General features: G+C 72.9%; 31 protein-coding genes. 26 read left to right on the top strand and 5 right to left on the bottom strand.

The genetic code is table 11. The annotated features are described in order from the left end of the window. The first annotated feature begins 30 nt into the window (after positions 1–30). From O2W20_RS19390 to O2W20_RS19360, 7 genes are all read left to right on the top strand, one after another. Positions 31–1950, top strand: a complete 1920-nt coding sequence (locus tag O2W20_RS19390) for a type II secretion system protein (protein ID WP_269171544.1) — start codon at positions 31–33, stop codon at positions 1948–1950. Then, complete coding sequence (locus O2W20_RS19385; protein WP_269171545.1) at positions 1947–2690, top strand: PulJ/GspJ family protein; 744 nt, start codon at positions 1947–1949, stop codon at positions 2688–2690. The genes O2W20_RS19390 and O2W20_RS19385 overlap by 4 nt, the downstream gene beginning before the upstream one ends. After that, positions 2687–4594, top strand: a complete 1908-nt coding sequence (locus tag O2W20_RS19380; RefSeq protein ID WP_269171546.1) for a hypothetical protein — start codon at positions 2687–2689, stop codon at positions 4592–4594. Before O2W20_RS19385 ends, O2W20_RS19380 begins: the two co-directional genes overlap by 4 nt. Further along, complete coding sequence (locus tag O2W20_RS19375; protein WP_269171548.1) at positions 4591–5370, top strand: prepilin peptidase; 780 nt, start codon at positions 4591–4593, stop codon at positions 5368–5370. Before O2W20_RS19380 ends, O2W20_RS19375 begins: the two co-directional genes overlap by 4 nt. 137 nt (positions 5371–5507) lie before the next feature. Then, positions 5508–6560 (top strand): type IV pilus assembly protein PilM, encoded by a 1053-nt coding sequence (gene pilM, locus O2W20_RS19370; RefSeq protein ID WP_269171549.1) that lies wholly within the window; start codon positions 5508–5510, stop codon positions 6558–6560. Next, a complete protein-coding gene (locus tag O2W20_RS19365; RefSeq protein WP_269171551.1) occupies positions 6557–7225 on the top strand; it encodes a PilN domain-containing protein in 669 nt (222 codons plus the stop codon). Before pilM ends, O2W20_RS19365 begins: the two co-directional genes overlap by 4 nt. 1 nt (position 7226) lies before the next feature. Further along, positions 7227–7904: a hypothetical protein gene (locus O2W20_RS19360; protein ID WP_269171552.1), complete on the top strand. Its 678-nt coding sequence runs from the start codon at positions 7227–7229 to the stop codon at positions 7902–7904. 173 nt (positions 7905–8077) lie between these two features. Here O2W20_RS19360 and O2W20_RS19355 read toward each other — a convergent pair whose 3' ends face one another. Then, complete coding sequence (locus O2W20_RS19355) at positions 8078–8284, bottom strand: hypothetical protein (RefSeq protein WP_269171553.1); 207 nt, start codon at positions 8282–8284, stop codon at positions 8078–8080. Positions 8285–8441: 157 nt separating this feature from the next. Here O2W20_RS19355 and O2W20_RS19350 point away from each other — a divergent pair, with 157 nt between their 5' ends. The 11 genes from O2W20_RS19350 (at position 8442) to O2W20_RS19300 (ending at position 16401) form a co-directional block, all read left to right on the top strand. Further along, a complete protein-coding gene (locus O2W20_RS19350; protein ID WP_269171554.1) occupies positions 8442–8861 on the top strand; it encodes a YkvA family protein in 420 nt (139 codons plus the stop codon). 79 nt (positions 8862–8940) lie between these two features. Next, a complete protein-coding gene (locus O2W20_RS19345) occupies positions 8941–9144 on the top strand; it encodes a hypothetical protein (protein ID WP_269171555.1) in 204 nt (67 codons plus the stop codon). Continuing rightward, positions 9117–9332, top strand: a complete 216-nt coding sequence (locus O2W20_RS19340) for a hypothetical protein (RefSeq protein ID WP_269171556.1) — start codon at positions 9117–9119, stop codon at positions 9330–9332. The genes O2W20_RS19345 and O2W20_RS19340 overlap by 28 nt, the downstream gene beginning before the upstream one ends. A 196-nt stretch (positions 9333–9528) precedes the next feature. Continuing rightward, the gene (locus tag O2W20_RS19335) at positions 9529–9741 is read left to right on the top strand and encodes a Flp family type IVb pilin (protein WP_269171557.1); all 213 of its coding nucleotides are present in this window, start codon (positions 9529–9531) and stop codon (positions 9739–9741) included. Between the two features lie 110 nt (positions 9742–9851). Continuing rightward, positions 9852–10256, top strand: coding sequence for a TadE/TadG family type IV pilus assembly protein (locus O2W20_RS19330; RefSeq protein ID WP_269171558.1), 405 nt, complete (start codon positions 9852–9854; stop codon positions 10254–10256). Continuing rightward, positions 10244–11218 (top strand): Tad domain-containing protein, encoded by a 975-nt coding sequence (locus O2W20_RS19325; protein ID WP_269171559.1) that lies wholly within the window; start codon positions 10244–10246, stop codon positions 11216–11218. The genes O2W20_RS19330 and O2W20_RS19325 overlap by 13 nt, the downstream gene beginning before the upstream one ends. Positions 11219–11227: 9 nt before the next feature. Beyond that, entirely contained in the window at positions 11228–11968 is a 741-nt protein-coding gene (gene cpaB / locus O2W20_RS19320; RefSeq protein WP_269171560.1) for a Flp pilus assembly protein CpaB, read from the top strand. After that, a complete protein-coding gene (locus O2W20_RS19315) occupies positions 11965–13155 on the top strand; it encodes an AAA family ATPase (protein ID WP_269171561.1) in 1191 nt (396 codons plus the stop codon). Before cpaB ends, O2W20_RS19315 begins: the two co-directional genes overlap by 4 nt. Further along, positions 13155–14567, top strand: coding sequence for a CpaF family protein (locus O2W20_RS19310; RefSeq protein WP_269171562.1), 1413 nt, complete (start codon positions 13155–13157; stop codon positions 14565–14567). The genes O2W20_RS19315 and O2W20_RS19310 overlap by 1 nt, the downstream gene beginning before the upstream one ends. Continuing rightward, positions 14567–15508 carry a type II secretion system F family protein gene (locus O2W20_RS19305; protein WP_269171563.1) on the top strand — a complete coding sequence of 314 codons (942 nt, stop codon included), beginning with the start codon at positions 14567–14569 and terminating at the stop codon, positions 15506–15508. The genes O2W20_RS19310 and O2W20_RS19305 overlap by 1 nt, the downstream gene beginning before the upstream one ends. Positions 15509–15510: 2 nt before the next feature. Beyond that, a complete protein-coding gene (locus O2W20_RS19300) occupies positions 15511–16401 on the top strand; it encodes a type II secretion system F family protein (protein WP_269171564.1) in 891 nt (296 codons plus the stop codon). 61 nt (positions 16402–16462) lie between these two features. Here the strand turns inward: O2W20_RS19300 and O2W20_RS19295 are convergent, their stop codons facing one another. Further along, entirely contained in the window at positions 16463–16807 is a 345-nt protein-coding gene (locus O2W20_RS19295) for a hypothetical protein (RefSeq protein ID WP_269171565.1), read from the bottom strand. A gap of 175 nt (positions 16808–16982) precedes the next feature. Between O2W20_RS19295 and O2W20_RS19290 the strand changes: the two genes are divergently transcribed. From O2W20_RS19290 to O2W20_RS19280, 3 genes are all read left to right on the top strand, one after another. Further along, positions 16983–18110: a baeRF2 domain-containing protein gene (locus O2W20_RS19290; RefSeq protein WP_269171566.1), complete on the top strand. Its 1128-nt coding sequence runs from the start codon at positions 16983–16985 to the stop codon at positions 18108–18110. 58 nt (positions 18111–18168) lie between these two features. Beyond that, the gene (locus O2W20_RS19285) at positions 18169–18426 is read left to right on the top strand and encodes a DUF2795 domain-containing protein (protein ID WP_269171567.1); all 258 of its coding nucleotides are present in this window, start codon (positions 18169–18171) and stop codon (positions 18424–18426) included. Positions 18427–18490: 64 nt separating this feature from the next. Then, entirely contained in the window at positions 18491–18742 is a 252-nt protein-coding gene (locus O2W20_RS19280; RefSeq protein ID WP_269171568.1) for a hypothetical protein, read from the top strand. Between the two features lie 12 nt (positions 18743–18754). On the opposite strand, the gene O2W20_RS19275 is transcribed toward O2W20_RS19280, so the two are convergent. Then, positions 18755–19774 carry a LacI family DNA-binding transcriptional regulator gene (locus O2W20_RS19275; protein ID WP_269171569.1) on the bottom strand — a complete coding sequence of 340 codons (1020 nt, stop codon included), beginning with the start codon at positions 19772–19774 and terminating at the stop codon, positions 18755–18757. Between the two features lie 171 nt (positions 19775–19945). Between O2W20_RS19275 and O2W20_RS19270 the strand changes: the two genes are divergently transcribed. The 3 genes from O2W20_RS19270 (at position 19946) to O2W20_RS19260 (ending at position 22484) form a co-directional block, all read left to right on the top strand. Further along, positions 19946–21130: an endo-1,4-beta-xylanase gene (locus O2W20_RS19270; protein ID WP_269171570.1), complete on the top strand. Its 1185-nt coding sequence runs from the start codon at positions 19946–19948 to the stop codon at positions 21128–21130. A 103-nt stretch (positions 21131–21233) separates the two neighbouring features. Beyond that, positions 21234–21656, top strand: a complete 423-nt coding sequence (locus O2W20_RS19265) for a ChaB family protein (protein WP_269171571.1) — start codon at positions 21234–21236, stop codon at positions 21654–21656. A gap of 18 nt (positions 21657–21674) precedes the next feature. Beyond that, positions 21675–22484, top strand: a complete 810-nt coding sequence (locus tag O2W20_RS19260; RefSeq protein WP_269171572.1) for a potassium channel family protein — start codon at positions 21675–21677, stop codon at positions 22482–22484. On the opposite strand, the gene O2W20_RS19255 is transcribed toward O2W20_RS19260, so the two are convergent. After that, positions 22417–23739: a M24 family metallopeptidase gene (locus O2W20_RS19255; protein WP_269171573.1), complete on the bottom strand. Its 1323-nt coding sequence runs from the start codon at positions 23737–23739 to the stop codon at positions 22417–22419. The genes O2W20_RS19260 and O2W20_RS19255 overlap by 68 nt on opposite strands. A gap of 61 nt (positions 23740–23800) precedes the next feature. After that, complete coding sequence (locus O2W20_RS19250) at positions 23801–24964, bottom strand: GGDEF domain-containing protein (RefSeq protein WP_269171574.1); 1164 nt, start codon at positions 24962–24964, stop codon at positions 23801–23803. A gap of 189 nt (positions 24965–25153) precedes the next feature. On the opposite strand from O2W20_RS19250, the gene O2W20_RS19245 reads away from it, so the two are divergent. Both O2W20_RS19245 and npdG read left to right on the top strand, forming a co-directional pair. Next, positions 25154–25342, top strand: a complete 189-nt coding sequence (locus O2W20_RS19245; protein ID WP_269171575.1) for a hypothetical protein — start codon at positions 25154–25156, stop codon at positions 25340–25342. Between the two features lie 85 nt (positions 25343–25427). Beyond that, the gene (gene npdG, locus O2W20_RS19240) at positions 25428–26123 is read left to right on the top strand and encodes an NADPH-dependent F420 reductase (RefSeq protein ID WP_269171576.1); all 696 of its coding nucleotides are present in this window, start codon (positions 25428–25430) and stop codon (positions 26121–26123) included. The last annotated feature ends 47 nt before the right edge of the window (positions 26124–26170 follow it).

Raw genomic sequence — 26170 nt, 5'->3', positions numbered from 1 at the left:
CAACGGAACCGGCCAGGGGAGGAGCCTCGGATGAGTGACACGGCGACGAGCCGGCGGCGCCGCCTGCCCTTGGGCGACGAGCGCGGCTTCACCCTCGTCGAGGTCATCGTCGCTGCGGTCCTCCTCGCCGTCCTCTCCACGGCGGCCCTCGGGATCCTCTTCGCTGCCCAGAGATCATCGGTCAACGACCGCAACCGCGTGGCGGCCACGAACCTGGCCGCCCGCGAACTCGACATCGTCCGCCAGCAGTTCAACGCCTCGGTCGACGGCCCCCGCCGGCTGGCCGACGAGGGGTCGGTCACCAATCCCCACCCCCTGGCCGGCGGCACGGCCGGAAGCCCGCTCGTCGTCGACTCCGTGGGCTACACGGTCACGCGGAGCAGCCGGTGGAGTCTGACGGGGACCGGCTCGTCCGCCTGCGAGGGCGGGTCGCTCGTCAGGTACCCGACGCTGATCGTCACGACCAGGGTGACGTGGCCGAACATGGGATCGGTTCGCCCGGTCACCAACAGCACGGTCCTCGCGCCGACGAAGGCGTCCAGCCTGTCGACGGTGGCCTCCTACGTGGCTGTCTCCGTCGTCGACGCCACCGGCGCGGGCAACGCGGGAATCCCGGTCACGGTGACCTCGGGCAGCGAGACACGCACTGGGCTCACGGACACCTCCGGATGTGCCACCGTTCCGGTCACCCCACCGGCCGGCGGGGCCGAGTACACGGTGAGCCTCCATGCCGCCGGCCACGTGGACGTCGCCGGGGTGGCCGAGCCCAGCAAGAGTGTCGGCACGGTGCAGCAGGGCCAGCTGATCGCCGTGACCCCGATGACCTACGACCGGTCGGGCTCCCTCACTGTCCAGGTGACCGGCGCAGGTGTGACGGCGGAGGACGTCGCAGGCATGGAGCTGAGCATCTACAGCTCGCAGAACACCGGGTCCACCTCCGTCGTCCAACAGCCGTTGACCGGCCTGACGATGCAGCTGACCGACCTCTGGCCGGCGAAGTACGGGGCATACCTCGGGTCGACGCAGCCGGCCGACCTGCCGCTCGCCGAGGTGCCGGCCGGCGGTGCCGCCACCCTCACCGTGGCGTACGCGTTCGCCCAGTTCACGGTCACCGACGCGCCTCCCGGCGGGACCGTCCTCGCCGTGCCGGCCGACGACACGTCCGGGTGCAGCAGCCCTCGCGCCCGGACCGTCGACCCGACGGCGGGCTCACTGCCACCCGGTAACTGGTCCTTCTTCGCTCAGGGCGCCGCCTTCGGCTGCGCGCAGGGTCCGGGGGACATCCCGCTCGAGCCCGGCCCGAACCCCGCACTGGCCTGGGCTGCGTCGACGCTGCAGCTGACGAACGTGCCGACCGGCGCCGGGGCGATCTGGGCAGTGTCCGCCACCGCCGCCACCGGTTCCTGCCAGGTGCCGTCGCCGGCCAGCCTGGCGGTCGAGCTCGGCGACGGGACCGCAGCGGCCGTCGGCCCCGTCCCGCTGCCCGCGGGTGACTGGTACGTGTTCGCCGCACCGGCGTCGGGTGGCGGACCTGCGGTGGGCGCCGCCTGTCCCAGCGCGGGAGTCGTGACGGTGCGGTACGGCTACCCGACCGTGCAGACGTGGGAGACGCCCCAGGTCGAGGTGCGGGTGACCGGGGTGGCGCTGGCGCGCTACCTGGTCGCGGCGCCGAGCACCATCAGCTGCCAGCGGCTCGGCAGCACCTACTACTACTCGTACCGGGTCGACGGTGCCACACAGAACCGGACCGACTCGTGGGGCAGCCCGTCCCCGACGACCAGGAGCAGCACCACGGTGACCGGAAACCTCCCGCAGGGGACCTGGAAGATCTACGAGTGGTCGAAGTCCGGCTGGATGGGCTCCTGCTCGTTCCGCGGGACGGTCGTCGTCGGCGTGAACGGTCCGCTCACCCTCAACGGGGCCGGGTCCAACAACTCGGTGGGGCCGTGAGCCGGGGCCCGCGCCGGAGCGCCGCGCTGCGGGGCGAGGAGGGCGTGACGCTGGTCGAGCTCATGGTCAGCATCTTCGTGGCCAGCCTCGTCATGGCGGCGACCGTCACGCTGATCGCCGGCGTGGGACGCACGAGCGCCCGCAACGAGGCCCGTCTGGACCAGGTGAACACCGCGCGCAACTCGGTCGAGGTGATGGCCCGCAGCCTGCGTTCGGCCGTTCGGCAGAGCCAGCTGCTGTCGAGCTGCGCCGGGTGCACGGCCGAGCCGGCTGTGGTGAGCGCCTCCGGATACTCGGTCGTCCTCTACTCGAACCTGGACAACACCGGGAACAACGCCGGCCCCCGCAAGGTCAGCTATGCCGTCGCGACGAGTGGGACGACGGCCGGCCAGCTGACGGAGGTCGTCCAGCGGCCGGACTCGGCGACGCCCGGGGCAGGTGGCTACCAGTTCTGCACCACCGCCGACAGCGCCTGTGCTGCGCGCAGGAGCACGCGGCTCCTCGCGAGCGGCGTGCGCACCGACGGCACGGTTCCGCTGTTCAGCTACCTCGACGCTGCCGGGGCCGCCCTGGCGGGCAGCACCTTGTCCTCGACCCAACGTGAGGCGATCGTCGCGGTCGAGCTCTCCCTGCGGGTCGTCGGGACGAGCCCCAGCGCCCGGGGTGACACCACCTTCATCCAGCGCGTCCTGCTGCCGAACGCACAAGCACTGTTCGTGCAGCAGCAGGAAGGGTCATGAGCGTCAACGGGCCCGACACCGGCGGTGCTGGCGCCGGGCGGGGAACGATCCGGGAGTCCGACGCCGGCGTCGCGATGATCTTCGTGGTGTCGGGCATGCTCGTTCTTGCTCTCATGCTGACCGCCGTGTTGGCCTATGCGATCCCGAGCCAGGACTTCTCGCGCCGGACCCAGGACCATTCCGGTGCGATCACAGCGGCCCAGGCAGGGGTGGACGACTACCTCTCGCGGTTGAACCGCGATGACGCCTACGCGCGGACGGTCGACTGCTCGAACCGGGCCCTGAAGGGACGGACCACCACCGCCAACACCTGCGGGTGGACGACGGCGACCGCCGCCGACTGGCTGCCGGTCGACGTGCGCGACACCACCAACGCTGCGGGGTACTTCCACTACAGCGTCGACGGCAGCAAGCAGGACGCCGAGGGCACCGTCCGGGTCACCTCCACGGGGCGGGTGAACGGCGTGTACCGCACGATCGAGGTGGCCGTCGGCAAGGGTGGCTCGACCGACTACCTCTACTACACCGACTTCGAGTCCATGGACCCCGCGCTCAGTGGGACGACGCGGACCGAGTGCGGCGCGAACGGGAGCAGCTCGGCGAAGTACCACTGGCAGGGCCGCTCGGGTTGCACGGAGATCCAGTTCGCCGCCGGTGACGTCCTGGACGGCCGCCTGTTCACCAACGACTCGGTGCTCAGTGTCGGGGGGCGCTTCTCGTCGGGCATCGAGTCGGCCGACCCCGGCTGCCAGGGTGTCGTCGCGGGCACCCCGAGCACCTGGAACCGGTGCCTGCGCAGCGGGAGCACGTTCGCCGCCAGCGGATCGACCGCGACCTTCGGGCAGGCGCCGTCGTACGCCAACCCCGTGTACCTGCCGGACAACTCGGCGATGTTCAGGGAACTGCCGGGGTGCCACTACCACGGGGCGACCCGGGTGATCTTCAACTCGAACGCCACCATGACGGTCTGGAGCAAGGACTCCGCGGTCGCCGGCCTCGTCCTCGCGGTCGCCTCGCCCACGGGGGGAACGCCGAACTGCGGAACCGGCACGGCGCTGGCGAGCAGCGGCGGCGCCACCGTTCCCGTGGCGTCGGACATGGTGATCTACGTCGACGGCGCGCCGGCCAGCGTGCCCCGGCGCCAGTGCTACGCCGACAGCATCGGTGGGCCCAGCAACGAGCAACTGCCGTTGGGGACCTTCGCCGCCAGCACCCGCACCACGCCTACCGCCGGGAACCAGTCCTACACCTACGACATCCAGATGGCCCGCCCAGAGAAGTACTGCGGCGAGGGCAACGTCTACGTCCAGGGCGTCGTCAAGGGGCGCGTCACGATCGCGGCGGCACAGTCCGTCGTCGTCGCCGGTGACCTGGTCCTCGCCGGCGGGCCCAATGGGAACGACATGGTCGGCCTGGTGGCGACCAACACGGTGGAGGTGATGCACCCCCGCCTCGTCACCGTCAACTCCCAGCAGCAGTGCTCGTGGTGGAGCTGCAGCAGCTGGCAGTGGGGTGACCCGCGGGACGAAGGCGAGGCCGGCGCCGGCAGGTATGACGCGGAGGGCACGTGGCCCACGCGGGTGGCCGACCCGGCGACCGGAGCCAACAACCCGTCCACGGGCCTCCAGATCGCCGCGTCCATCCAGACCCTCCAGCACAGCTTTCTCGTGCAGAGCTGGGCGGATGGTCCGGGCAAGGGTGTGCTGCGGGTGAACGGGTCCATCGCCCAACGCTGGCGAGGACCGGCCTCGACGACCAACGGCAGCGGCTACGACAAGGACTACCTCTACGACGCCCGCCTGAAGGACGCCGCGCCGCCGTTCTTCCCGCGCTGGGCGAACTCCCAGTGGGCGCTGAAGTACAGCGGTGAGATCAAGACACCCAGCTACGTGAAGACGACGTGACCGCACTCCTGCTCGTGTTCCTGGCCCTCCTGGGCGCCGCGGTCGGGTCGTTCCTCAACGTCGTGATCTGGCGGGTGCCGGTGAGCCGATCGGTGGTTGCGCCACCGAGCGCATGTCCACGCTGCGACAGCCCGATCCGGGTCCGCGACAACGTCCCGGTCCTCTCGTGGATGCTGCTGCGGGGACGGTGCCGGGACTGCGCCACGCCGATCGCCGTCCGCTACCCGCTGGTCGAGGCGGCGACGGTCGGCCTCTTCCTCCTGGTGGGATGGCGGTTCGGACTCGTGCCGGAGCTGCCGGCCTTCCTCTACCTGGCCGCGGTCGGCCTGGCGCTCGCCCTGATCGACCTGGACACGCACCGGCTGCCCGACGTCCTCGTCCTGCCGTCCTACGGTGTCGGCGGCGTCCTGCTCGTCGGCGCCTCCCTCGTCGAGGGCGACCTCGGGAGCCTCGTCCGGGCCGCCGCCGGAGGGGGGCTGCTGTTCTCGGCGTACTTCCTGCTCGCGGTCGCCAAGCCGGGCGGCATGGGGTTCGGCGACGTCAAGCTCGCGGGCCTGCTCGGGATGTACCTGGCGTGGCTGGGCTGGGGCCCGCTCGTGGTCGGTTCCTTCGCGGCCTTCCTGCTCGGCGGCGCCTTCGCCGTCGGACTCCTGCTCACCGGCCGTGCGGTACGGACGTCGGGCATTCCCTTCGGTCCCTGGATGCTCGCCGGCAGCGCCGTCGGATCGCTCGCGGGCGAGCAGCTGTGGCAGGCCTACCTCGGGGTGCTGATGTGACGTGGTGCCCCACCCGATCTGCAGGCGCGCGCAGGTCAAGTTCGGGGCCGGCACATCCGATAGAGAGAGTGCGACGTGACCGGTTCTTCGTCCTTCGCGGGAACCACGTCACCGCACGTGGTCAGAGGGGAGTGCGAGTGGCAAGGACCCACGTCGTCGGACTCGACCTAGGGGCCACCCAGGTCCGCGGCGCCGAACTGGAGTTCGGCAAGGAGGGCCCGCAGGCCGACGCCCGGGCCACCCTGGTCCGCTACGGCGCCGTCGACCTGCCGCCCGGCTCGGTCCACGACAGCGAGGTGGTCGACACCCAGGCCGTGGCCGACGCGCTGCGCCGGCTCTGGACCCAAGCCGGCTTCACCACCAAGAACGTCGTCATCGGCGTCGGCAACCAGCGGATCGTCGTACGTGAGATCGAGCTGCCGTGGATGCCGATGGCAGATCTGAAGCGGTCACTGCCGTTCCAGGTCGCGGACCTGCTGCCCATGCCCGTCGACGAGGCGCTGCTCGACTTCGTCCCGACCGAAGAGGTCTCCCACAGCGGTGCCCGGCAGGTCCGCGGCATGCTCGTGGCCGCCCGCCGAGACACCGTCGGCACGAACCTGCGGGCGGTGGAGGCTGCCGGACTCCGTCCGCTGATGGTCGATCTGAGCGCGTTCGCGCTGCAGCGGGCGCTGATCCGCGGCGCCCGCCGGGACCAGACGGTCGCGGTGGTCGACATCGGTGAGCGCGCCACCACGGTGCTCGTCGCGGCCCGAGGTGTCCCGAAACTGGTCCGCATCATCGCCGCGGAGGGAATGGAGGCGGCCGATGCGGTCGCCACCGGGCGGCTGACCGTGGAGGCGGGTGAACGGCACGGGATCGGCGCCGTGCCGACGGGAGTCGGCCTCCGTGAGCCGGCGACCGCTGCGGTCAGCGAGGTGACCCGTTCCCTCGTCGAGTCGATCCGCAACACCTTCGTGTACTACGCGAGCCAGCATCCGGGTGCCGGCATCGATCTCGCCCTCCTCACCGGTGGTGGCGCGGACCTGGGCGGGTTCCGCCGGCGCCTGGCCAGCGAGAGTCGGATGCCCGTCGCCATAGCCGACCCGCTCGAGTGGGTGGACGTCGACGCGGAGCTGGCGAGTTCGCTCGCCGGCCAGCTCGACCGACTCGCAGTGTCGATCGGCCTCGCCCAGGGAGTGGCGTCATGAGCCGCGGCACGGACACCCTGATCCGGCCGGAGGCGCTGCCTCAGGTCAACCTGCTCCCGCCCGAGGTCCTGGCCAGGCGTCGGTTCGTCAAGCTGCGGGCGTGGCTGGCGCTCGGGCTGCTCGTCACGATCAGCGTCTGCGCGGCCGGCTGGGTGCTCGCCGAGGTCCAGCAGGACCGGGCGACAGCAGATCTCGCCGTCGTCGAGGCCAGAGCTGCGGACCTCGCGGCTCAGCAGCAGAGGTTCGCGGAGGTGCCAGAGGTGCTGACGCAGATCCGCGCCATCGAGGCAGCGCGGCTGCAGGTGACCGAGACGGAGGTGCTCTGGCAGCCCTACCTCCGCGCCATTGCTGCCACCGCACCCGACAACGTGACCATCGAGTCGCTGACGGCCGCCGTGAACTCGACCGTGGGAAGCGAGGCCCCTTCGGATCCGACCGTGGTTAGCCCGACCGGCACGATCACGTTCACTGCCAGGTCCGCGAGCCTGCCCGACAGCGCCACCTGGATCGAGCAGCTCGCGGCCGTACCGGGTCTGTCGAGTCCATGGTTCGGCACGGCGTCGATCACCGAATCGCAGGGCGACGTCTACTACATGGTGTCCGCGATGGTCGAGTTCGACTCGATGGCGCTCGCCGACCGATTCACCGACGACGGGGAGGAGTGAGGTGACGACGCTGAGCAACAGATCGCGGGCCGCCGGCGCTGCTGTCGTCGGGCTGGCTGTGCTGGCAGGAGGCTGGCTCCTGGTCGTGGACCCCATCCGCGCCGAGACCGCCTCGATCCGCGAGTCGGCCGAGCTCCTGACGGTCCAGAACGATGCGCGGGAACTCGCGCTCATCGGCCTGGCGGACCAGTTCGAGCACCTCGACGAGCACCGCGCCGAGCTGGCCGGTCTCCAAGCCAGCATCCCGGCCCAGGCGGACCTCCCCGGTCTCACGCGCCGGCTGCAGGAGACGGCTCAGAACACCGGTCTGACGATCGTCCAGCTCACCACGGCGACACCGGTACCGGTGGAGGCGCCGGCACCCGCCGTGGGCGCGGAGGGCAGCACCACCGGCGCGGTGTCGGACGGCAGCACCCCGGCTGTCGCCGTCCTCAGCATGCAGGTGAGCGTCTCGGTCATCGGCTCGTCCGATGCCGTGGAGAGCTTCGTCTCCGAGCTGCAGACCGGCACTGACCGCCTCCTGCTGATCTCGGGCCTCACCGCCACGAGTCAGGACGCGGCGATCGCCGGTGGCGGTCGTCCCGCCACGGCGACCGGCGACGTGGAGGCGTCGTTCACCACGTACGCCTTCACCATGGCCCCGACGGTCGGCGACGCGACGGCGGCCGCCGGCGAGTGAGGCGGCCGCCTCCCGACGTCGGGTCGTGACCCCTTCGTGCCGCGGGCCTGAGGCGCCCGTCGCGAGGGGGTCAGTTCTCAGGCGCCGTCGACACGAGAGTCCGGCCAGGAGACCGAGGGCGCGCACCGTCGCCGACGCGCACCACCTGGGCGTCGCGCCCACACGCCCGGCGGTCAGCGCGCGGCGTCGCCGCCGACCTCGGCGACGATCGCCCGGAACGTGGTGGTGTCCACCTCGTCGTCCACCGTGACCCGCACGATGTCGGTGATCTGCTGGCTGGACGCCGTCCGGCAGGCGCTCACCCGGGCTGCGGCGATCAGCGTCAGCTGCTGCAGGCGGGCGGTCGGCTGGGGGACCGGGGGGAGTCGCTTCGGGCGCATGGCCGGACGGTAGGCAGACCGTCCAGCAGTTCCCCGCAGGTTGCTGCACCGTGTCGTCTCACGGCCGCCCCACAGGGCACACGAGCCGCCTCCGTCCCCCTGGGCCACCCCTGCGGTCGGGTCTCCCGGTCGGGCGGTGGGCTGGGAGACTGCGCGGGTGACGCGCTGGCTGACCTGGGTGGGCGTCGCCGTGGCCGTCGTCCTGCTCAGCTGGGCGGTGCTCGTGCTGCTGGCCCGCACGCTGCCGCCGGGCACGGCTCGGGAGCTGGCCCGGTTCCTTCCCGCCTGCGCCACCGCTCTCCGCCGGCTGCGCCGGCATCCTGCGGTGCCGCGCCGGGCGAAGGTGGCGCTGTTGCTGGCCGGGCTGTGGGTGCTCTCGCCGATCGACCTGATCCCGGAGTTCCTGCCGGTCATCGGGCCACTGGACGACGTCGTGGTGGTCGCCCTGGCGCTGCGCTACGCCGCCCGCCGGGTGCCCCGGGACGTGCTGCTGGACGCCTGGCCGGGTGACCGGCGCATCATCGAGCGGCTGCTCGGTCCAGGTGCGCCGGGGACGCCCCGCCCGACCGGGCACTGAGCCGGGGTCGGTGAGCTGGCCGGACGCGCGGGCTCCCGGCCTGCCGGGTCCAGGAGTGGCGGCGTGCAGGGTGGCCGCCGTGAGCCTGTCCGGTGACCCCGCGCTGACCGCGGTCACCGTCGGCGCCTCGCCGTTCGGTCTGCTCGCCGGAGCACTGGTGAACCGGGTCGCCGGGCGGTTCCATTGGTCGGCCGGCGCGCGACCGGCCGACCTCATGGCCCGGGGAGCGCCGCGGTCCGCCCGCCGGTCCTCGCGGTGGCCACCGGCCTGCTCGCCGGCCTGATCGCGCTGCGCATCGGTCCGACGGCGGAGCTGCCCGCCTTCCTGCTGCTCGCCGTCGTCGCCGTGCTGCTGGCCGTCGTGGACCTGCCGCACCGGCTGCTGCCCGACCGCATCGTGTTCCCCGCACTCGCCGCCGGCGCCTTGTTGCTGCTCGGGGCCCCTGTGGGAGTCGCACTCCCGTTCTCCTGACACAACGCCCGCGGAGCGCGGGGACCGCAACGCTGCGTGACGGTCTCCGGCGATCTTCCCCGGATGGCTGGCGTCGGTACCCCGGACGGGGGGTGTTGCTCAAGTTCGCTCCGGCGGAACTCGATGGTCTCGGTGCAGCCGCGAGGACGGGTCAGCCGACCCGCTCCAGTCGGCACGACCCACAGAGGAGCACCTCGTGACCCAGCTCTACACGACCCTGTTCACGCTCGTCTCCGTCGCCTCCGACCGGCTCAAGAAGGAGGAGAAGGGCGCCACCGCCGTCGAGTACGGCCTGATGGTCGGCCTGATCGCCGTCGTGATCATCGTCGCCGTCACCGCCCTCGGTGGTCAGCTGAACACCCTCTTCACCAGCATCACCACGGAGCTCGGCGGGACCGTCACGCCCTGACCCTGCACGCCTGAGTCCAGTAGCGGCTGCCCGGCGCGGCGGCCTCCTCCGGGGGGCCGCCGCGCCGCTGCACACATGCAGACCCACGACGTACGGATGAGGAGGTGGACATGGTCGGACGCCGGCTGCGCGACGAGCGCGGGGCGAGCGCGGTGGAGTTCGCGATGATCGTCCCGCTGCTCATCACGCTCGTCCTCGGCATCGCCGAGTTCGGTCACGCCTTCTCGGTGCAGGGGACGCTGTCCGCGGCTGCCCGTGAAGGCGCCCGGGCGATGGCCCTGCAGAACGACCAGGCCGCCGCCCGCACCGCCGTCCGCGGTGCAGCCGCCACGCTGGACCCGGACATCACCGACGCGCAGATCACGATCACGCCCGCGTCGTGCCCGCTTCTCGGCGGCATCGGCAGCAGCACGTACGTGAGCGTGACCATCAGCTACCCCAAGCCCTACCTGACCGGGTTCTTCGGCTCGGGTCTGAGCCTGAGCGCCAAGGGGGTCATGCGGTGCAACGGCTGATCTCCCGGGTCACCTCCCGGACGGCGCGCCGGCTCGGCGACGAGCACGGGGCCGCCGCCGTCGTGCTGTCGCTGCTGATGGTCCCGATGCTCGGCTTCGCCGCGATCGCGGTCGACGTCGGTGCGCTCTACGCCGAGCGGGCCCGGCTCCAGGTCGCGGCCGACGCGGCCGCGTTCGCCGTCGCCCAGGACTGCGCCCGCGGAGCCTGCGGTGACATGGTCGCGACAGCTTCGGCCGTCGTGGCAGCCAACGACGGCGACGCCAGCGCCGCCCCGCCGGTGCTGTCGAGCGACCCGCTGAGCGTCAGCGTCACCGGCAGCACCCCGGTGCAGCACTGGTTCGCGCCGGTGATCGGGCACGACGCCACGGGGGTGACCGCCTCGGCCACCGTCGGCTGGGGCAGCCCGGACGCCGGCACGGCGGTGCTGCCGCTGACCTTCTCGTGGTGCGAGTTCGAGCGGCAGACCCACGGCGGTCTGCCGTCGGCGACCACCGTGCACACGATCACCTTGACCAAGGGGACCGCGGACGCGATGTCCTGCACCGGCCCCTCGGGCAACTTCGTCCCGGGCGGGTTCGGGTACCTGGACACCGAAACGGGCACGTGCAGCGTCGCGAGCGCCATCGAGCAGCGCTCGTACTCCTCGACGGGCAACACCCCGCCCTCGTCGTGCTCCGCGGCGGACGTGTCGCAGTGGATCGACCGGACCGTGCTCCTGCCGATCTTCGACGAGTACGACGGCACGGGGAACAACGCGTGGTACCGGGTCTACGGCTACGCGGCCTTCCGGCTCACCGGCTTCCACTTCGGCGGCCAGTTCTCCACCAGCCCGAAGCCGTGCTCCGGGAACGACCGGTGCGTGAGCGGCTACTTCACCCGCTTCGTCGACCTCTCCGAGGCCTTCAGCTACAGCTCCGACGCGCCCGCGCTCGGCACCAACATCCTCCGACTCATCCGATAGGGGCCCTCTGTGAGACGCCGACTGCTGGCCGCCTTCGCGGCCCTGGTCCTCGCGCTCGTCGGCACGGTGGTCCTGGTGGCCTACGTGCGCGGCGCCGACACCCGTGCCCTGGCCGGTGTGCAGACCGTGGAGGTGCTGGTCGTGGACCAACTCGTCCCCGCGGGGACGGCGGCTCCCGAGCTGGCCGCCCTGGTCCGGCAGGAGCAGGTGCCGGCCAAGGCCGCGGTGGCGGGCCGGGTCACCGACCTCGCCGACCTGGTCGGCCAGGTGGCCACCGTGGACCTGCAGCCGGGGGAGCAGGTGCTCGCCGCCCGCTTCGCCCGCCCGGACCAGCTGCAGGTCCCGGGCACGGTCGCCGTCCCGGCCGGCGCGCAGGAGGTCAGCGTGCTGCTCGAGCCCCAGCGCGCCGTGGGCGGCCGGCTCGCCGCCGGTGACACGGTCGGGGTCTTCGTGTCCGTGGGTGACCCGCCCAGCACGCACGTGATCCTGCACCGCGTGCTGGTCACCCAGGTGCAGGGCGCCCCGGCGCCGGTCGGTGAGGCAGCCGACGTCGAGACCGCGTCCGCCGGGTCCGCGGCGCCGGCGGCCAGCCTGATGGTCACCCTGGCGGTCACCGCCGAGCAGGCCGAGGGCGTCGTCTTCGGCGCCGAGCACGGCACGCTGTGGCTCTCCCTGGAACCCGACGGCGCCGACATCGACGGCACCGAGGTCATCACCCCGGGCAACGTGTACGGAAAGGACTGGTCATGAGCCGCGTCGTGCTCGCCGCGTCCGACGACGAGCTGGCCCGGCGGGTCTCCGCCGCCGCCGACGGCGACGTCCACGTGCTGCCGGCCGGCCGGCTGCCCGGCGACCCGGCACGCCTGTTCGAGCAGCTCACCGACGGCGAGCTGCCGGAGGTGCTGATGATCGGCCCGGGGGCGCCGGCTCCCGACGTGCTCGCGCTGGCTGCCCGGATGGACGCGCAGTGCCCCGGGATCAGCGTGGTGCTCGTCACCCGGCCGGAGCCCGAGCTGTGGCAGGCCGCCATGCGGGCCGGCATCCGCGACCTGCTGGACCCCGGCGCCGACGTCGGGGAGATCCGGGCGGCGATCGAGCGGGCCGCGCAGGCCGCGGCCGGCCGGCGGCGTGCGCTGCGCCCGGCCGACGACACCAGCCGCTACACGGGCCGGGTGATCACCGTCGCCTCCCCGAAGGGCGGGGTGGGCAAGACGACGGTTGCGACCAACCTGGCCATCGGGCTGACCGCCTCCGCGCCGCAGTCCACGGTGCTGGTCGACCTGGACGTGCAGTTCGGCGACGTCGCCTCGGCGCTGGGGCTGGTGCCCGAGCACACGCTGCCCGACGCCGTGCACGGCCCGGCGAGCCAGGACACCATGGTCCTCAAGACCTTCCTGACCGGGCACCCCAGCGGGCTGTACGCCGTGTGCGGGTCGGACTCCCCGGCGGCCGGTGACACCGTCTCCGCAGCGGACGTCACCGCGCTGCTCACCGCGCTGGCCCGCGAGTTCCGCTACGTCGTGGTCGACACCGCCCCGGGTCTGTCCGAACAGACGCTCGCCGCCCTGGACCGGGCCACCGACGTCGTGATGCTCAGCAGCATGGACGTGCCCGGGGTGCGCGGCCTGCGCAAGGAGCTCGACGTCCTCCGCGAGCTCTGCATGATCCCGGCCGGCCGGCACGTGGTGATGAACTTCGCCGACCCGAAGGGTGGGCTGTCGGTGCGTGACGTGGAGACGACGATCGGCACCGGCGTGGACGTCGTCCTCCCGCGGTCGTCGGCCGTGCCGGCGTCGACCAACCAGGGCGTCCCCCTGCTGCAGAGCGGTGGCCGGGACCCGATGACCAAGGAGCTGCGCCGACTGGTGGCCCGGTTCGCCGCCACGCCCCTGGTCAGCCCCGGCCGTGTCCGCGCCCGGCACCGGGCGGCGTCCTGATGAACCTCGCCTCCCGCCTGGACGCCGCCCGTGGCGTCGCCGTCGCACCGGTACCGGCCGCGCCGGCCGCGCCGGTGACGACCGCGCCCGCCGCCGGCTTCACGGGTCCACCCGTCCCCGACGCCCTGAGCCGGCTCAAGGACCGGGTCGGCAAGGCGCTGTTCGAGCGCATGGGCAGCCGGATGAACGACCCGAGTCTGAGCGAGGACCAGCTCCGCGCCATCGTGCTCGGCGAGCTCGACGAGGTGGTGGAGGAGGAGAGCGTCCCGCTCAGCAGCGACGAGCGGCAGCGGCTCACCGCCGAGCTGGCCGACGACGTCCTGGGTTACGGCCCGCTGCAGCGGCTGCTCGACGACCCCGCGGTCACCGAGATCATGGTGAACGGCCCGGACTCCATCTACGTCGAGCAGCACGGCCGGCTCAGCCGGACCGCATCGCGCTTCAACTCCGAGGAGCACCTGCGCCGGGTCATCGACCGGATCGTCTCCCGGGTGGGACGGCGGATCGACGAGTCCTCGCCGCTGGTCGACGCACGCCTGGCCGACGGCTCCCGGGTCAACGCCGTCATCCCGCCGCTGGCCTTCAGCGGCTCCACGCTCACGATCCGCAAGTTCTCCAAGGACCCGTTCACCGTCGACGACCTGATCGCCTTCGGCACCCTGTCACCGGAGATGGCCGAGCTGCTCGACGCCTGCGTGGCGGCGCGGCTCAACGTGATCGTCTCCGGTGGCACCGGCACCGGGAAGACGACGCTGCTCAACGTGCTGTCCTCGTTCATCCCCGAGGGCGAACGGATCGTCACCATCGAGGACGCCGTCGAGCTGCAGCTGCAACAGGACCACGTGGTCCGCCTGGAGTCCCGACCGCCCAACATCGAGGGCAAGGGCGCGATCACCATCCGCGACCTGGTGCGCAACTCACTCCGCATGCGACCCGATCGCATCGTGGTGGGGGAGTGCCGCGGTGGTGAGTCGCTGGACATGCTGCAGGCGATGAACACCGGCCACGACGGCTCGCTGTCCACCGTCCACGCCAACACCCCGCGCGACGCGATCGCCCGGTTGGAGACGCTCGTGCTGATGGCCGGGATGGACCTGCCGCTGCGGGCGATCCGCGAGCAGATCGCCTCCGCCGTCGACGTCGTCGTGCAGATCACCCGGTTGCGCGACGGCAGCCGGCGGGTCACCCACGTCACCGAGGTGCAGGGCATGGAGGGGGAGACGGTCACCCTGCAGGACGCCTTCCTCTTCGACTACTCCGCGGGCGTCGACGCACACGGGAAGTTCCTCGGCAAGCCGGTGCCCACCGGGGTCCGCCCGCGGTTCACCGACAAGTTCGACGACCTCGGGATCACGCTCTCCCCGCGGGTCTTCGGCGCTCCTGACGTCCCCCGCCAGCGGAGCTGGTCCTGATGACCTCGGCGTTCCTCGTCCTGGGGGTGTCGGCTGTGCTGGCCGCGCTGCTCCTGACGGCTCTCGTCGTCCTGCCCGCGGGCCCCGCCCAGGTCCCGCTCAGCCGGCTGGACCCGGCCAACGCGCCGCCGTCCTCCGCACTCGCCGGTGCCGGGGCGGCCGCCGGTGCGGCGGTGGGCAGGGTGCTGGAGAGGCGGGGCCGGGCCGCCGCGGGCACCGCCGCCCTGGAGCGGGCTGGGATCGCGACGGCGCTGCCGGACTTCGTCCTGCTGGTCGGCGTGGCCACGCTCGGCCTGGGTGTCACCGGGGCGCTGCTGGGGGGGCCGGTGCTCGGCGTCCTCGCCGCCCTGGCCGGGCCGCTGGGTGCCAGGCTGCTGCTGAAGGTGCGGGCCGCACGGCGGCGGGCCGCGTTCGCCGACCAGCTCGACGACTCCCTGCAGCTGATGGCCAGCAGCCTGCGGGCCGGGCACAGCCTGCTCCGGTCGGTCGACTCGGTGTCCCACGAGGCCGAGTCGCCGACGTCGGAGGAGTTCGCCCGGATCCTCAACGAGACCCGGGTGGGACGCGACCTCAGCGACGCCCTGGACGAGGTGGCCGCGCGGATGGGCAGCGACGACTTCGTCTGGGTCGCGCAGGCCATCGCCATCCACCGGGAAGTGGGCGGGAACCTCGCGGAGGTGCTGGACGCGGTCGGCCACACCATCCGGGAGCGCAACGCGATCCGCCGTCAGGTGAAGGCGCTGTCCGCGGAGGGGAAGCTGTCGGCGACCGTGCTGATGGCGCTGCCGTTCGGCATCGTCGCGTTCCTCTCGGTGACCAACCCGGCCTACCTGGCCAAGTTCACCCAGAGCCTCGCCGGCTACGCCATGCTCGCGGTGGCCGCGGTGATGATGGCCGTCGGCGGCTTCTGGCTCAAGAAGACCGTGGCGATCCGGTTCTGATGATGGACCTGCCCCTCGTCGTGCTGACGGCCGCCGTCGCACTGGCCCTCGCGCTGCCGGTGCTCGGCTGGGCCACCCTCAGTCGACCCGCGCCGGCCGCTGTCCAGGCACGGGAGAACCTCACCCGCGGTCTGGACCTGGGCTCTGCCTCCGCGGCCCGGTCCGGGTCCCGGGCGGGCGCCGGCCTGGTCCGGGCGCTGACGCCGCGCGGCACCGTCGCCCGGCTCAACCGGCTGGCCGGCACCGCCGGCCGCCCGGCGGCCTGGCCGCTGCCCCGGCTCATCGCGGCGAAGCTGGTGCTCGCGGTCGTTGCTGCGGGCCTGGGGCTCGTGGTCGTCTCCGGTCGCCCTGGTCTCCTGCCCGGCCTCCTCGCCGTGGCGGTGACCGGCGTGGCCTACTTCGTGCCGGAGCTGCTGCTGTACAGCCGCGGGCAGGAGCGGCAGCAGGCCATCAGCCTGGAGCTGGCCGACACGCTGGACCAGATGACCATCGCCGTGGAGGCGGGGCTGGGCTTCGAGTCGGCGATGGCCCGGGCCGGGAAGAACGGCACCGGCCCGCTCGCCGAGGAGCTGGTGCGCACCCTCCAGGACATCGCGGTCGGCCAGCCCCGCCGGGAGGCCTACCTCGCTCTCGCCGAGCGCACCGCCGTCCCGGACCTGCGTCGGTTCATCCGCGCGGTTGTCCAGGCCGACCAGTACGGGGTCTCGATCGCCGACGTGCTGCGGACCCAGGCCCAGGAGATGCGCCTCAAGCGCCGCCAGCGGGCCGAGGAGAAGGCGATGCAGATCCCGGTGAAGGTCATCTTCCCGCTGATCCTCTGCATCCTGCCGACGCTGTTCATCGTGCTGCTCGGGCCTGCGGTGATGGACATCGTCGCCGCTTTCAGCGGCTGAGCCGGCCGCCGCCTCGGCGTGCGGTGGCCGGCTCGTCCCCGATCGCCGGAACGGCGCCGGATCAGCCGGTGGAGCGGGGCTGGGCCGGGTTCGTCGGGTCGCCCTGGGACGGCGGGTTGATCTTCGGTCCGGTGGTCGCCTCGGAGACCGGTGATCCGCCGGACGGCGCCGGGGCCTGCTCGGGCTGGACGGCGCCCGGGTCACCCCCGGAGGGCTGGTCGCCGGACCGCAGCTCGCTGAGCCGGTGGTCCATCGCCGAGACGACCTGCACCCGGTTGGCGTGCGACTTCTCGTAGGCCAGCACGGTCTGCAGGCCGTCGGCGTCCAGGGTGCGGATGCGTGAGGTGAGGCTCCCCACGGGCAGGTGGTCGTAGTCGGGCAGCGGGAGGCTGTCGCGCTCGGACATCCCGGCTCCTTCCGGTCGTGGGATCAGTTCTGCCGACGCCTACCCGGGCGGGACGGCCTGACACACCGGGTGTGAGACGGCCGGACCGGTGGGTAGGCCGCGACGACGCACTGATCGGGGCCCAGACCCGGCCCCGTCCGCACACGTCGACCACATCGAAGGAGCCCCCCGTCCCATGGACGTGACCTTCCTGGAGCAGGTGTTCAGCGCGCCCGGCCCGTACGCCACGGTCTGCGCTGACGTCACCCACACCACCGAGAACGCCGACGCCGAGGTCGAACTGCGGGTCCGCGCGGTCTGCGAGGAGCTGGCCGCTGCGGGCGCACCCGAGGGGGTGGTCGAGTCGGTGCGCAGCCAGCTGCTGCAGGCCAACGAGGGTGGTGAGATCGCCACCCTGCGGGGCCGCGCCCTGGTCGTCGCCGCCGACGGGTCGGTCGTCCTCGACGAGGCGCTGGCCGACGTGCCGCGCGACCCGGTCGCCCGCTGGTCGCCCTACCCGGACCTGCTGCCGGTGCTGCGCCAGCTCGCCGGTCGGGTGCCGCACGTGGTGGTCGTCGCCGACCGCGTCGGCGCCGACGTCTCCGTGGCCACCGTCCCCGGCCGCCCCACCGACGAGGAGACCATCGAGGGCGACACCTTCCACATGCGCAAGGTGAAGGTCGGCGGCTGGGCGCACAACACCTACATGCACACCGCGGAGAACCAGTGGGAGGAGAACGCCGGCCAGGTGGCCGACCACCTCCACCAGCTGGTCGTCCAGAGCGGAGCGCAGTTCGTGCTGGTCGCCGGGGACGTCCGGGCCCGCCAGCTGCTCGCCGACAAGGCCAGCAAGGAGGTCGGCGACGTCCTGGTCTCGATGGAGGAGGGCGGCCGGGCCGCCGGGGCCGACCGGGCGCCGGTCGAGCTCCGGGCGCTCGAGCTCGTCGCCGAGCACGAGGCGCACGGGCAGGCGCGGGCCGTCGAACAGGTCCAGGCCGCCTCCGCCCACGGCCTGGCCGTGACGGGCACCGCGCTGGTCGTCGAGGCGCTGCGCAAGGCCCAGGTCGAGACCCTGGTCCTCGCCGACCAGGTCGACGACGAGCAGCTGCTCATCGGCCCCGACCCGTTGCAGATCGGCGTGGACGAGTCGGACATGACCGCCCTCGGGGTCTCCGACGCCGAGCGCGTCCCGGTCGACCAGGCGCTGCTGCGCGCCGCCGTCGGCAGTGATGCGGCGGTCGTCGTGGTCCCGCGGACGGCGATGCCCGGTGACATCCCGGTGGCCGCCGTCCTGCGCTACACCGACGCCTCCACCTCCAGCTGACCCCCGGACCACCCACACACCGGCCGGTCCACGGCCGATCGACACGAGGAGGACCCGCATGACCGATCCCCACCAGCCCGCCACCGCACCCGGCACGGAGCCGGCCGACGTCGAGCAGCGAGCCGCGCTCGCCGAGGCGCTCGGCAAGGAGGTCTGGCCGGCCGACAAGGACACCCTGGTGGCCAAGGCGCAGGAGTCCCACGCTCCCGACCGTGTGCTCGCCTCGCTGAACCGGTTGCCGAGCGGCACGGAGTTCACCAACGTGCAAGAGGTCGCCGAGGCCCTGGGGATCCACACCGAGCAGCAGCGCTTCTGATCACGAGGCACCGCTGCTCTCGATCTCGAGGCATTGCCTCGGGGGACGTGGGTAGGGGAGTTCCATGCCCTCCATGAAGGACCCGTCCCCCGAGGCGATCGCCAACGTCACCGAGCAGAACGTCGAGTCGCGGGCGCGGCTGCTGCCCGAGGAGCAGTCCGTCGAGGGCGACACCGACCCCACGAACGAGGGCCTGGACCCCGAGGTGCAGGCCGCGGTCATCCTCGCCGAGTCCGAGGAGCGCACGATCAACGCCGATCCCGACGACGCCCAGGGTGGGCACCGGCAGTCCGCGGAGACCGCCGACCTCCCCTGAGCTCTGCGCCGCTCAGCCCCGGGGGCGGGGCGGCGCCGTGCTCTCCCGGACGACGAGCCGGGTGGACAGCTCCAGCCGCGGGGTCTCCAGGCGCTCGCCCCGCACCAGACGCAGCACGGTGCGGGCCGCGAGCGACCCCATCTCCGACAGCGGCTGGTGCACGGTGGTCAGCGGCGGTGAGGACCACTGGGCGCCCGGCAGGTCGTCGAAGCCGATCACGCTGACGTCCTCGGGCACCCGCAGACCGGCCCGGCGGACGGCCTCGAACACCCCGAAGGCCATCTGGTCGTTGGCGGCCACGACGGCGGTCGGCGGCTCGGGCAACTGCAGCAGCTCCGTGGCCGCCCGGAAGCCGGCCTCGTGGCTGAAGTCCCCGGCGATCTGCAGGTCGGGGTCGACGGTGAGCCCGGCGGCCTCCAGTGCGGCCCGGTGCCCGTCCTGGCGAGCCCGGCTGCACAGCAGGGTGGGCGTGCCGGTCACGACCCCGATCCGGCGGTGACCCAGCCCGATCAGGTGCTCCGTGGCGGTCAGCCCGCCGGCCCAGTTGGTGGCACCGATCGTCGGCACGTCCAGTTCGGGGACCCCGGCAGGGTCGATCACCACGGCCGGGACGTGCAGCCGGCGCAGCTCGGCGTGCAGCGCCGGGTCGACGTCGCTGGTCACCAGGATCGCGCCGTCGCTGTTGCGCCCGGCGAGGTTGTCCAGCCACGAGCGGGTGTCGCTGGCCCGCCGGTGGATCGCGGTGACGACGGTGCCCACGCCCTCGGCGTGGGCGGCGTCCTCGACGCCGCGGATGATCTCCACGGCCCACGGGCTGTCGAGGTCGTTGAAGACCAGGTCGATCAGCCGGGCAGCGGCGGTGGGCCGGCCCCCGCGACGCCGGTAGCCGTGGTCGCGCAGCAGCCGCTCGACCCGTTCCCGGGTGTGCGGTGCGACGTCGGACCGGCCGTTGAGGACGCGTGACACCGTCGGCACCGACACCCCCGCCTCGGCCGCGATGGCCGCGATGGTGACCGTGCGGGTCTCGGACACGTGTCCCTCCTCGTCGTCGGAGGACTCACCCTACGGCGCTGCGGCGCGCCCATCGGAGATCACCGAGACACGCCGAGGACCTGTTGTCACGGCACCCCTTCGTTCGTAACGTGCCGCGCAGCACTTCCGGAAACTCCCGATATGGCGACGACGCCGACGAGAGGTTGCACCATGGGCTCCCAGCTGTCCCTGTCCCGAACGTTCGTCCGGTGCGCGGTGGGGGTGGGCGTGCTGCCCGTCCTCCTCGGCGCCACCCTCGCCCCGGCAGCGGCCGGGGAACGCGGCCGAGTCCCTGACCAGGCCGTGGAGCAGCGCGTCCACAAGGTCCTCGACCGGCACGGCCTGCGCGACGTGGCGCCGCGCGACCTGGAGATCGGCACCGCCGTCGCCGGGGGCGGGCACCACCTCGAGCAGGACTACCCCGACCCCTTCACCTACGACGAGGAGTACCGCGAGGCGCTGGCGCGCGAGTTCAGCTCGCTGTCGCCGGAGAACCAGATGAAGTGGGAGTTCATCCACCCGGAGCAGGGTCGGTACAACTTCGAGCCCATGGACGCGATCGTCGAGTTCGCCGAGGAGCACGGGCAGGAGGTGCGCGGCCACACCCTGCTGTGGCACAGCCAGAACCCGGCGTGGCTGCAGGAGGGTGACTTCACCCCCGAGGAGCTGCGCGCGATCCTCAAGGACCACATCCAGACCGTGGTCGGCCGCTACGCGGGCAAGATCCAGCAGTGGGACGTCGCCAACGAGATCTTCACCGACGGGGCGAACCCGACCCTCCGGCCGGAGAACATCTGGATCAGCGAGCTCGGTCCGGGCATCATCGCCGACGCCTTCCGCTGGGCGCACGAGGCCGACCCGACGGCGGAGCTGTTCCTCAACGACTACGCGGTCGACGACATCGGGCCGAAGAGCGACGCCTACTACGCCCTGTCCCAGGAGCTCCTCGCCCAGGGCGTGCCGCTGCACGGCTTCGCCACCCAGGCGCACCTGAGCTTCGAGTACCCGTTCCCGGCGACGCTGGAGCAGAACCTCCAGCGCTTCGACGACCTCGGCCTGGAGACGGCGATCACCGAGCTCGACGTCCGCATGCCGCTCGCGGAGGACGGCCGGCCCACCCGGCAGCAGTTGAGCCAGCAGGCCGACTGGTACCGCTGGGCGCTGGAGGCCTGCCTCGGCGTCGAGGACTGCAACTCCTTCACCATCTGGGGCTTCAACGACAAGTACTCGTGGGTGCCGGTCTTCTTCGAGGGCACCGGCGCGGCCAACGTGATGTTCGAGGACTACACCCGCAAGCCCGCCTACTGGGCGCTCGCCGTGACCCTCGCCAAGGCCCGCTGGCTGGGCATCCGGTGACGGCCGGGACCGCCTGAACCCAGTGGGGAGCCCGGTGACTGGCCGGGCTCCCCACCGGGTAGCCGTCCGAGGTCAACCGTCCCGACGACCGAGGAGAACGGCCGTGCCGAAGACCACGAAGAGCGGCGACGCGAAGCAGAGCGAGATCCCCAGCACCCTGCAGCGCTCGGACGAGAAGGCGCAGCGGACCTTCGCCAAGGCGCACGACTCCGCCGCCGAGGAGTACGACGACGCGCAGCGCGCCAACCAGGTGGCCTGGAGCGCGGTGAAGCACACGCACGAGAAGGTGGGCGACCACTGGGAGCCCAAGGACCACAAGGGGCCGAGTGACCCCCAGGCGGAGGGCGGCCGGGACACTGACCGGGAGACCAAGGGCGGCGTGGACGCGAACGCCTCGAAGTCCCACCTCTACGACGTCGCCAAGGAGCTGGACGTGGAGGGCCGGTCGAAGATGGACAAGGACGAACTCGTCGACGCCATCCAGGAGGCCAACGACCAGAAGACCGCCGAGGCGCGCGAGAAGTGACCCGGCGAGACTGACCGGGTGCAGAGGGAGGACATCAGGGCCCGCTACGAGCGGGCCAGTCAGTGGCCGCTGATCGTCATCGCGGTGCTGTTCGTCATCGCCTACGCCTGGCGGGTGCTGCAACCGGACGTCCCCGGGTGGGTGCGGACGGCGCTGCTGGTGGTGACCGTCGCGGTCTGGCCGGTGTTCCTGGCCGACTACGTCGTCCGGCTGGTGCTGGCCGAGCGCCGGTGGCACTTCGTCCGGCGGAACTGGATCGACGGTCTGGCCGTGCTGCTGCCCCTGCTGCGCCCACTGCGGATCATCAGCCTGGTCCGGGTCGCCCGGGTGCTCGACCGCCGGCTCACCGTCTCGCTGCACGGCCGGGTCGCCTACTACGTCACCTCGATCTCGGCCCTCGTCGTCTTCATGGCCTCACTGGCCGTGTACGACGCCGAGCGGGACGCCCCCGACGCCGTCATCACCGACTACGGGGACGCCGTCTGGTGGGGGCTCACCACGATCACCACCGTCGGCTACGGCGACGAGTACCCGGTCACCGGAGAGGGGCGGCTGGTGGCGGCCCTGCTGATGATCGGCGGCATCGCCCTGCTCGGGGTGGTGACCGCGGCGGTGGCCTCCTGGTTCGTCGGCCGGGTCGCCGACGCGGCCCAGGCCCAGGACGAGGCGGACGACGCCGTCCTGCGTGCGCAGCTGGCCGACCTGACCGAGGAGGTCCGCCGGCTGCGCGCGGACCTGGCCGGGCAGCCGGCCGGGGAGCTCAGGCCGGCGGGATCAGGATCAGCTCCGTCTGCCGCTCGTCCAGGTACTCCACCCCGGCAGCGGTGAGCGCGATCCCCTGCTCCAGCGCCATCCGGACCAGCTGACCGCCCCACTCCGCGACCGGCACCCGCACGCACAGCTCGAGGGCGTAGACGGTGTCCGGGTGCACCGGCGCCGAGCCGGCGCCGGGGACGCCGTGCTGCTGGTCCCACATCCCGATCGCCGGGCCGGCCCCGTGGCCGTGCACCCCGACCGGGTGGGAGTAGACGTCGCCGTCGATGCCCGCCGCAGCCGCGGCGGCGCGGGCGGCGGCGAGCACCTCGTCGCCGGTCCGGCCCGGCTGGAGTGCGGCGGTCGTCAGGTCCTGCATCCGGTTGCCGACGCCCAGCGCCGCGACCAGCCCGGCGGGGGCGGCGTGCTCCCCGGGGCGGAGCACGTAGGCGTTGCGCTGGGTGTCGGTCATCAGGCCCAGGCTGGAGAGCCCGACGTCGCAGTGCACCAGGTCACCGGGCTCGATGACCGCGTCGTAGGGGACGCCGGGCAGCACGGTGCCGCGCTCGTCGGTGAGCGGCGTGCCGGCCCGCTGCAGCCCCACCGTCGGCTGGAACCAGGCGTCCACCCCGAGGTCGGCGAAGCGCTGCCGGATCCACCAGGCGACGTCGAGCGCCGTCGTCTCACCCACGGTGACCACGGCCGGGGAGAACGCCTCGGCGATGACCTCGTGGGCCAGCCGGTTCAGGGCGTGCAGTGCGGCGATCTCCTCCGGCAGCCGGGTCTCCAGCCAGCCGACCGCGAGCTGCTCGGCCGACACCAGCTTCTCCGCGTGCGGGCCGAGTGCCCGCACCAGCAGGTCGTGCTCGGTGTGCGCCAGGCCGTCGGCGTGGGCGAAGGTGGCCGAGACGTCGACCCCGATCCTGCGCGGCGCGGCCTGGTCGACGAAGCGGCGGACGGCGGACCACTGCGACTCCTCCGCCGTCAGCCCGGGCTGCTCGTCGGCGTCCCAGGAGCCGAGGAACTGACCGACCGGGTACCGGGAGACCGCCGCGGCCGTGACGCCGTCGTCGCTGCGGTGGAACAGCAGGATGGTCCGCCGCCGGGCCGACAGCCAGGTCGCCGGCAGCAGCGTCGGCAGCACCGGGTCCTCGTTGTACTCGCGGCCGACGACCACCCACAGGTCGATCTCCGCGCGGTCCATCAGCCCGGGCAGCACGTCGAGCAGGCGCTGGGTCAGCCAGCGGTCCCGGACGTCGGCCTGCTCGCGCAGGGGCAGCGGCACGGTGCGGGTGGGGTCAGGGGCCACCCGGTCGGCGGTCGCGGTCATGCAGGGAGGAAAGCAGACCGCCGTCCGGACCGCCCGGGGACGGCGGCGGTGCCCGTCCGGGTCAGGCCGTCGCGCCGCCGGCCGGGCTCCGCCGCGAGCCTCCGGTCACCTGGGGGTGCCGGCCGAGGGTGCTGCCGGCCACGACCACCCGGTCCCGCCCGCCCTGCTTGGCCTCGTACATGGCCGCGTCGGCCCGGTCGACCAGCCGCCACAGCGCATCGCTGGGGTCCTCGCCGTCGACCGGCCCCGCCAGCGCGACCCCGATCGAGGCGGTCACCGCCCGCTGCTGCGCGCGTCCGCTGTCCACGACGGCCAGCCGGAGCCGCTGCGCCAGCCGCCAGGCCTCGTCGGGGTCGGACACCAGCCCCAGGACGACGAGCTCCTCCCCGCCGGTGCGCGCCAGCACGTCCGCGGGGCGCACGCTGGCGGCCAGCGCGCGGGACACCGCACGGAGCACGGCGTCCCCCACCGCGTGGCCGTAGGTGTCGTTGAGCCGCTTGAAGTGGTCCAGGTCCAGCACCAGCGCCGCCACCCGCTGGCCGTCGCGCCGGGCCTGCCGCCAGATCCGCGGCGCCTGCTCGACCAGCGACCGCCGGTTCGCCAGGCCGGTCAGCGGGTCGGTGGAGGAGAGCGCCTGGGTGGCCGCCAGCAGCCGCTCCACCCGGCGGCGCAGCACGAAGACCCCGACCGTGGCGGCGTTGAGCAGGCCGGCGCTGGCGGCCACGGCCACGAGGAGCGCAGCGGTGCCCGGATAGCTGTCGGCCAGGGCCGTCCAGCAGGCCACGACCACGGCCACCATGTGCACCGCCAGCGCCCGGACACCCAGGAACCAGGCGGCGACCAGACAGGTGAACAGCAGCATCAGGGGAGGGGCGTAGCGCAGCGGGTCGCCGGTCGCCCAGGCGAGCACCACGTAGACCAGGTCCCCGAACAGCACGAGGGCGACGGTCACCGCCTCGCCGACCCGTCGACGCACGCCCAGCCAGGCGGCGATCAACAGGCAGGCGCCCAGCGTGACGGCGTAGACGGGGCGGCTGGCGCCGTCCCGCACCGCGCCGTCGACGAAGAGGTTGATCGAGCCCAGGACCGTGAGCACCCCGAGCAGCGCCGCCAGGGCCCAGGCCACCAGGGCGTTCTCCGGACCCCACCCCGTGCGCAGTGGATCGCGCACCGGGCGGGTGGGCTCCCCGCCGCGGCGCGTACCGGGCGTGTGGGCCCCCGCCATGGCCAGCAGCATGCCGCAGCAGCGCGCTCAGCAGAACCGGGTGGAGCGCGCCATTTCCGGAACCCGTTCTGTTGTCGGGGGCAACCGTCGGTCGGCGGCGGGGTCGACCGTCGGGTGCGAGGCTGGGCACCTGAGCTGGACACCAGCGGCTGGAGGACCACCGCTGGACGACCACGAGAGGAGCTGGCGATGGCGCAGGGACCGTGGTTCTACTGCCTGAAGCACCACGCCGTCGAGACGCGGGACGGCTGTGCCGAGCGGCACCGCCTGGGTCCGTACGAGACCCGCGCGGAGGCCGAGGACGCGCTGGAGAAGGTCGCCGAACGCAACGAGGCGGCCGATGCCGCCGACCGCGCCTGGGAAGAGGGCCGGGAGTAGCCCACCCGCTCGGCCGTCCGCGGCCGCTCGGGGCATGATCATCGGCAGGTGCGTCCGGAAGGGCGCCCACAGGACAGGAGGAGCCGTGACGGACGGACGCGCGATGGAGGACCTCGTCGTCGGCGTGATCGGAGGCACCGGGCCGCAGGGCCGGGGTCTGGCGGTGCGGTTGGCCGCGGCCGGGCAGCGTGTGCTGCTGGGTTCCCGGGACGCCGAGCGCGCGGAGGAGGTCGCCGGCGAGGTGGCCACCCGGGCCGATGCGGCCGCCGGTGGCGTCGGGGTGTCGGTCCGCGGCGGCTCCAACGCCGACGTCGCGGGGGCGGCGGACCTGGTGATCGTCGCGGTCCCGTACGCCGGGCACGCCGACACCCTCGCCGAGCTGGCGACCCCGCTGGCCGGCAAGGTCGTCATCGACTGCGTCGTCCCGATGGGCTGGGACGAGCTCGGCGCCTACGTGCTGGACGTCGCCGAGGGCAGTGTGTGCCAGCAGGCCGCCGCCCTGCTGCCGGACAGCTCCGTCGTGGGCGCCTTCCACCACCTCTCCGCCGTCACGCTGGAGGACCTCTCCCAGCCGACGCTCGAGGGCGACGTGATGGTGGTCGGTGACGTGCGGGAGGCCACCGACCTGGTGCAGGCCCTCGCCGGGCGGCTGCCCGGCATGCGCGGGGTCTACGCCGGCCGGCTGCGCAACGCCCGCCAGGTCGAGGCGCTGACGATCAACCTGGTGTCGGTCAACCGCCGCTACAAGGCCCACGCCGGCGTCCGCATCACCGACGTCTGAGCCGAGTCGACAGGCACAGGAGGCTTTTCACCCACTCTTCGGCGTGA

This window comes from Modestobacter sp. VKM Ac-2982 (assembly GCF_026967935.1).
Taxonomy (GTDB): domain Bacteria; phylum Actinomycetota; class Actinomycetes; order Mycobacteriales; family Geodermatophilaceae; genus Modestobacter.
Note: the sequence above shows the minus strand (reverse complement) of the source record. Positions and strands in the feature narration are given on the sequence as shown.

Coding starts and splice junctions, on each gene's coding strand:
- O2W20_RS19390 (WP_269171544.1), top strand. CDS start 31: ATGAGTGACACGGCGACGAGCCGGCGGCGCCGCCTGCCCTTGGGCGAC.
- O2W20_RS19380 (WP_269171546.1), top strand. CDS start 2,687: ATGAGCGTCAACGGGCCCGACACCGGCGGTGCTGGCGCCGGGCGGGGA.
- O2W20_RS19365 (WP_269171551.1), top strand. CDS start 6,557: ATGAGCCGCGGCACGGACACCCTGATCCGGCCGGAGGCGCTGCCTCAG.
- O2W20_RS19355 (WP_269171553.1), bottom strand. CDS start 8,284: ATGCGCCCGAAGCGACTCCCCCCGGTCCCCCAGCCGACCGCCCGCCTG.
- O2W20_RS19330 (WP_269171558.1), top strand. CDS start 9,852: ATGGTCGGACGCCGGCTGCGCGACGAGCGCGGGGCGAGCGCGGTGGAG.
- O2W20_RS19315 (WP_269171561.1), top strand. CDS start 11,965: ATGAGCCGCGTCGTGCTCGCCGCGTCCGACGACGAGCTGGCCCGGCGG.
- O2W20_RS19310 (WP_269171562.1), top strand. CDS start 13,155: ATGAACCTCGCCTCCCGCCTGGACGCCGCCCGTGGCGTCGCCGTCGCA.
- O2W20_RS19305 (WP_269171563.1), top strand. CDS start 14,567: ATGACCTCGGCGTTCCTCGTCCTGGGGGTGTCGGCTGTGCTGGCCGCG.
- O2W20_RS19300 (WP_269171564.1), top strand. CDS start 15,511: ATGGACCTGCCCCTCGTCGTGCTGACGGCCGCCGTCGCACTGGCCCTC.
- O2W20_RS19295 (WP_269171565.1), bottom strand. CDS start 16,807: ATGTCCGAGCGCGACAGCCTCCCGCTGCCCGACTACGACCACCTGCCC.
- O2W20_RS19290 (WP_269171566.1), top strand. CDS start 16,983: ATGGACGTGACCTTCCTGGAGCAGGTGTTCAGCGCGCCCGGCCCGTAC.
- O2W20_RS19285 (WP_269171567.1), top strand. CDS start 18,169: ATGACCGATCCCCACCAGCCCGCCACCGCACCCGGCACGGAGCCGGCC.
- O2W20_RS19280 (WP_269171568.1), top strand. CDS start 18,491: ATGCCCTCCATGAAGGACCCGTCCCCCGAGGCGATCGCCAACGTCACC.
- O2W20_RS19270 (WP_269171570.1), top strand. CDS start 19,946: ATGGGCTCCCAGCTGTCCCTGTCCCGAACGTTCGTCCGGTGCGCGGTG.
- O2W20_RS19255 (WP_269171573.1), bottom strand. CDS start 23,739: ATGACCGCGACCGCCGACCGGGTGGCCCCTGACCCCACCCGCACCGTG.
- O2W20_RS19250 (WP_269171574.1), bottom strand. CDS start 24,964: ATGGCGGGGGCCCACACGCCCGGTACGCGCCGCGGCGGGGAGCCCACC.
- O2W20_RS19245 (WP_269171575.1), top strand. CDS start 25,154: ATGGCGCAGGGACCGTGGTTCTACTGCCTGAAGCACCACGCCGTCGAG.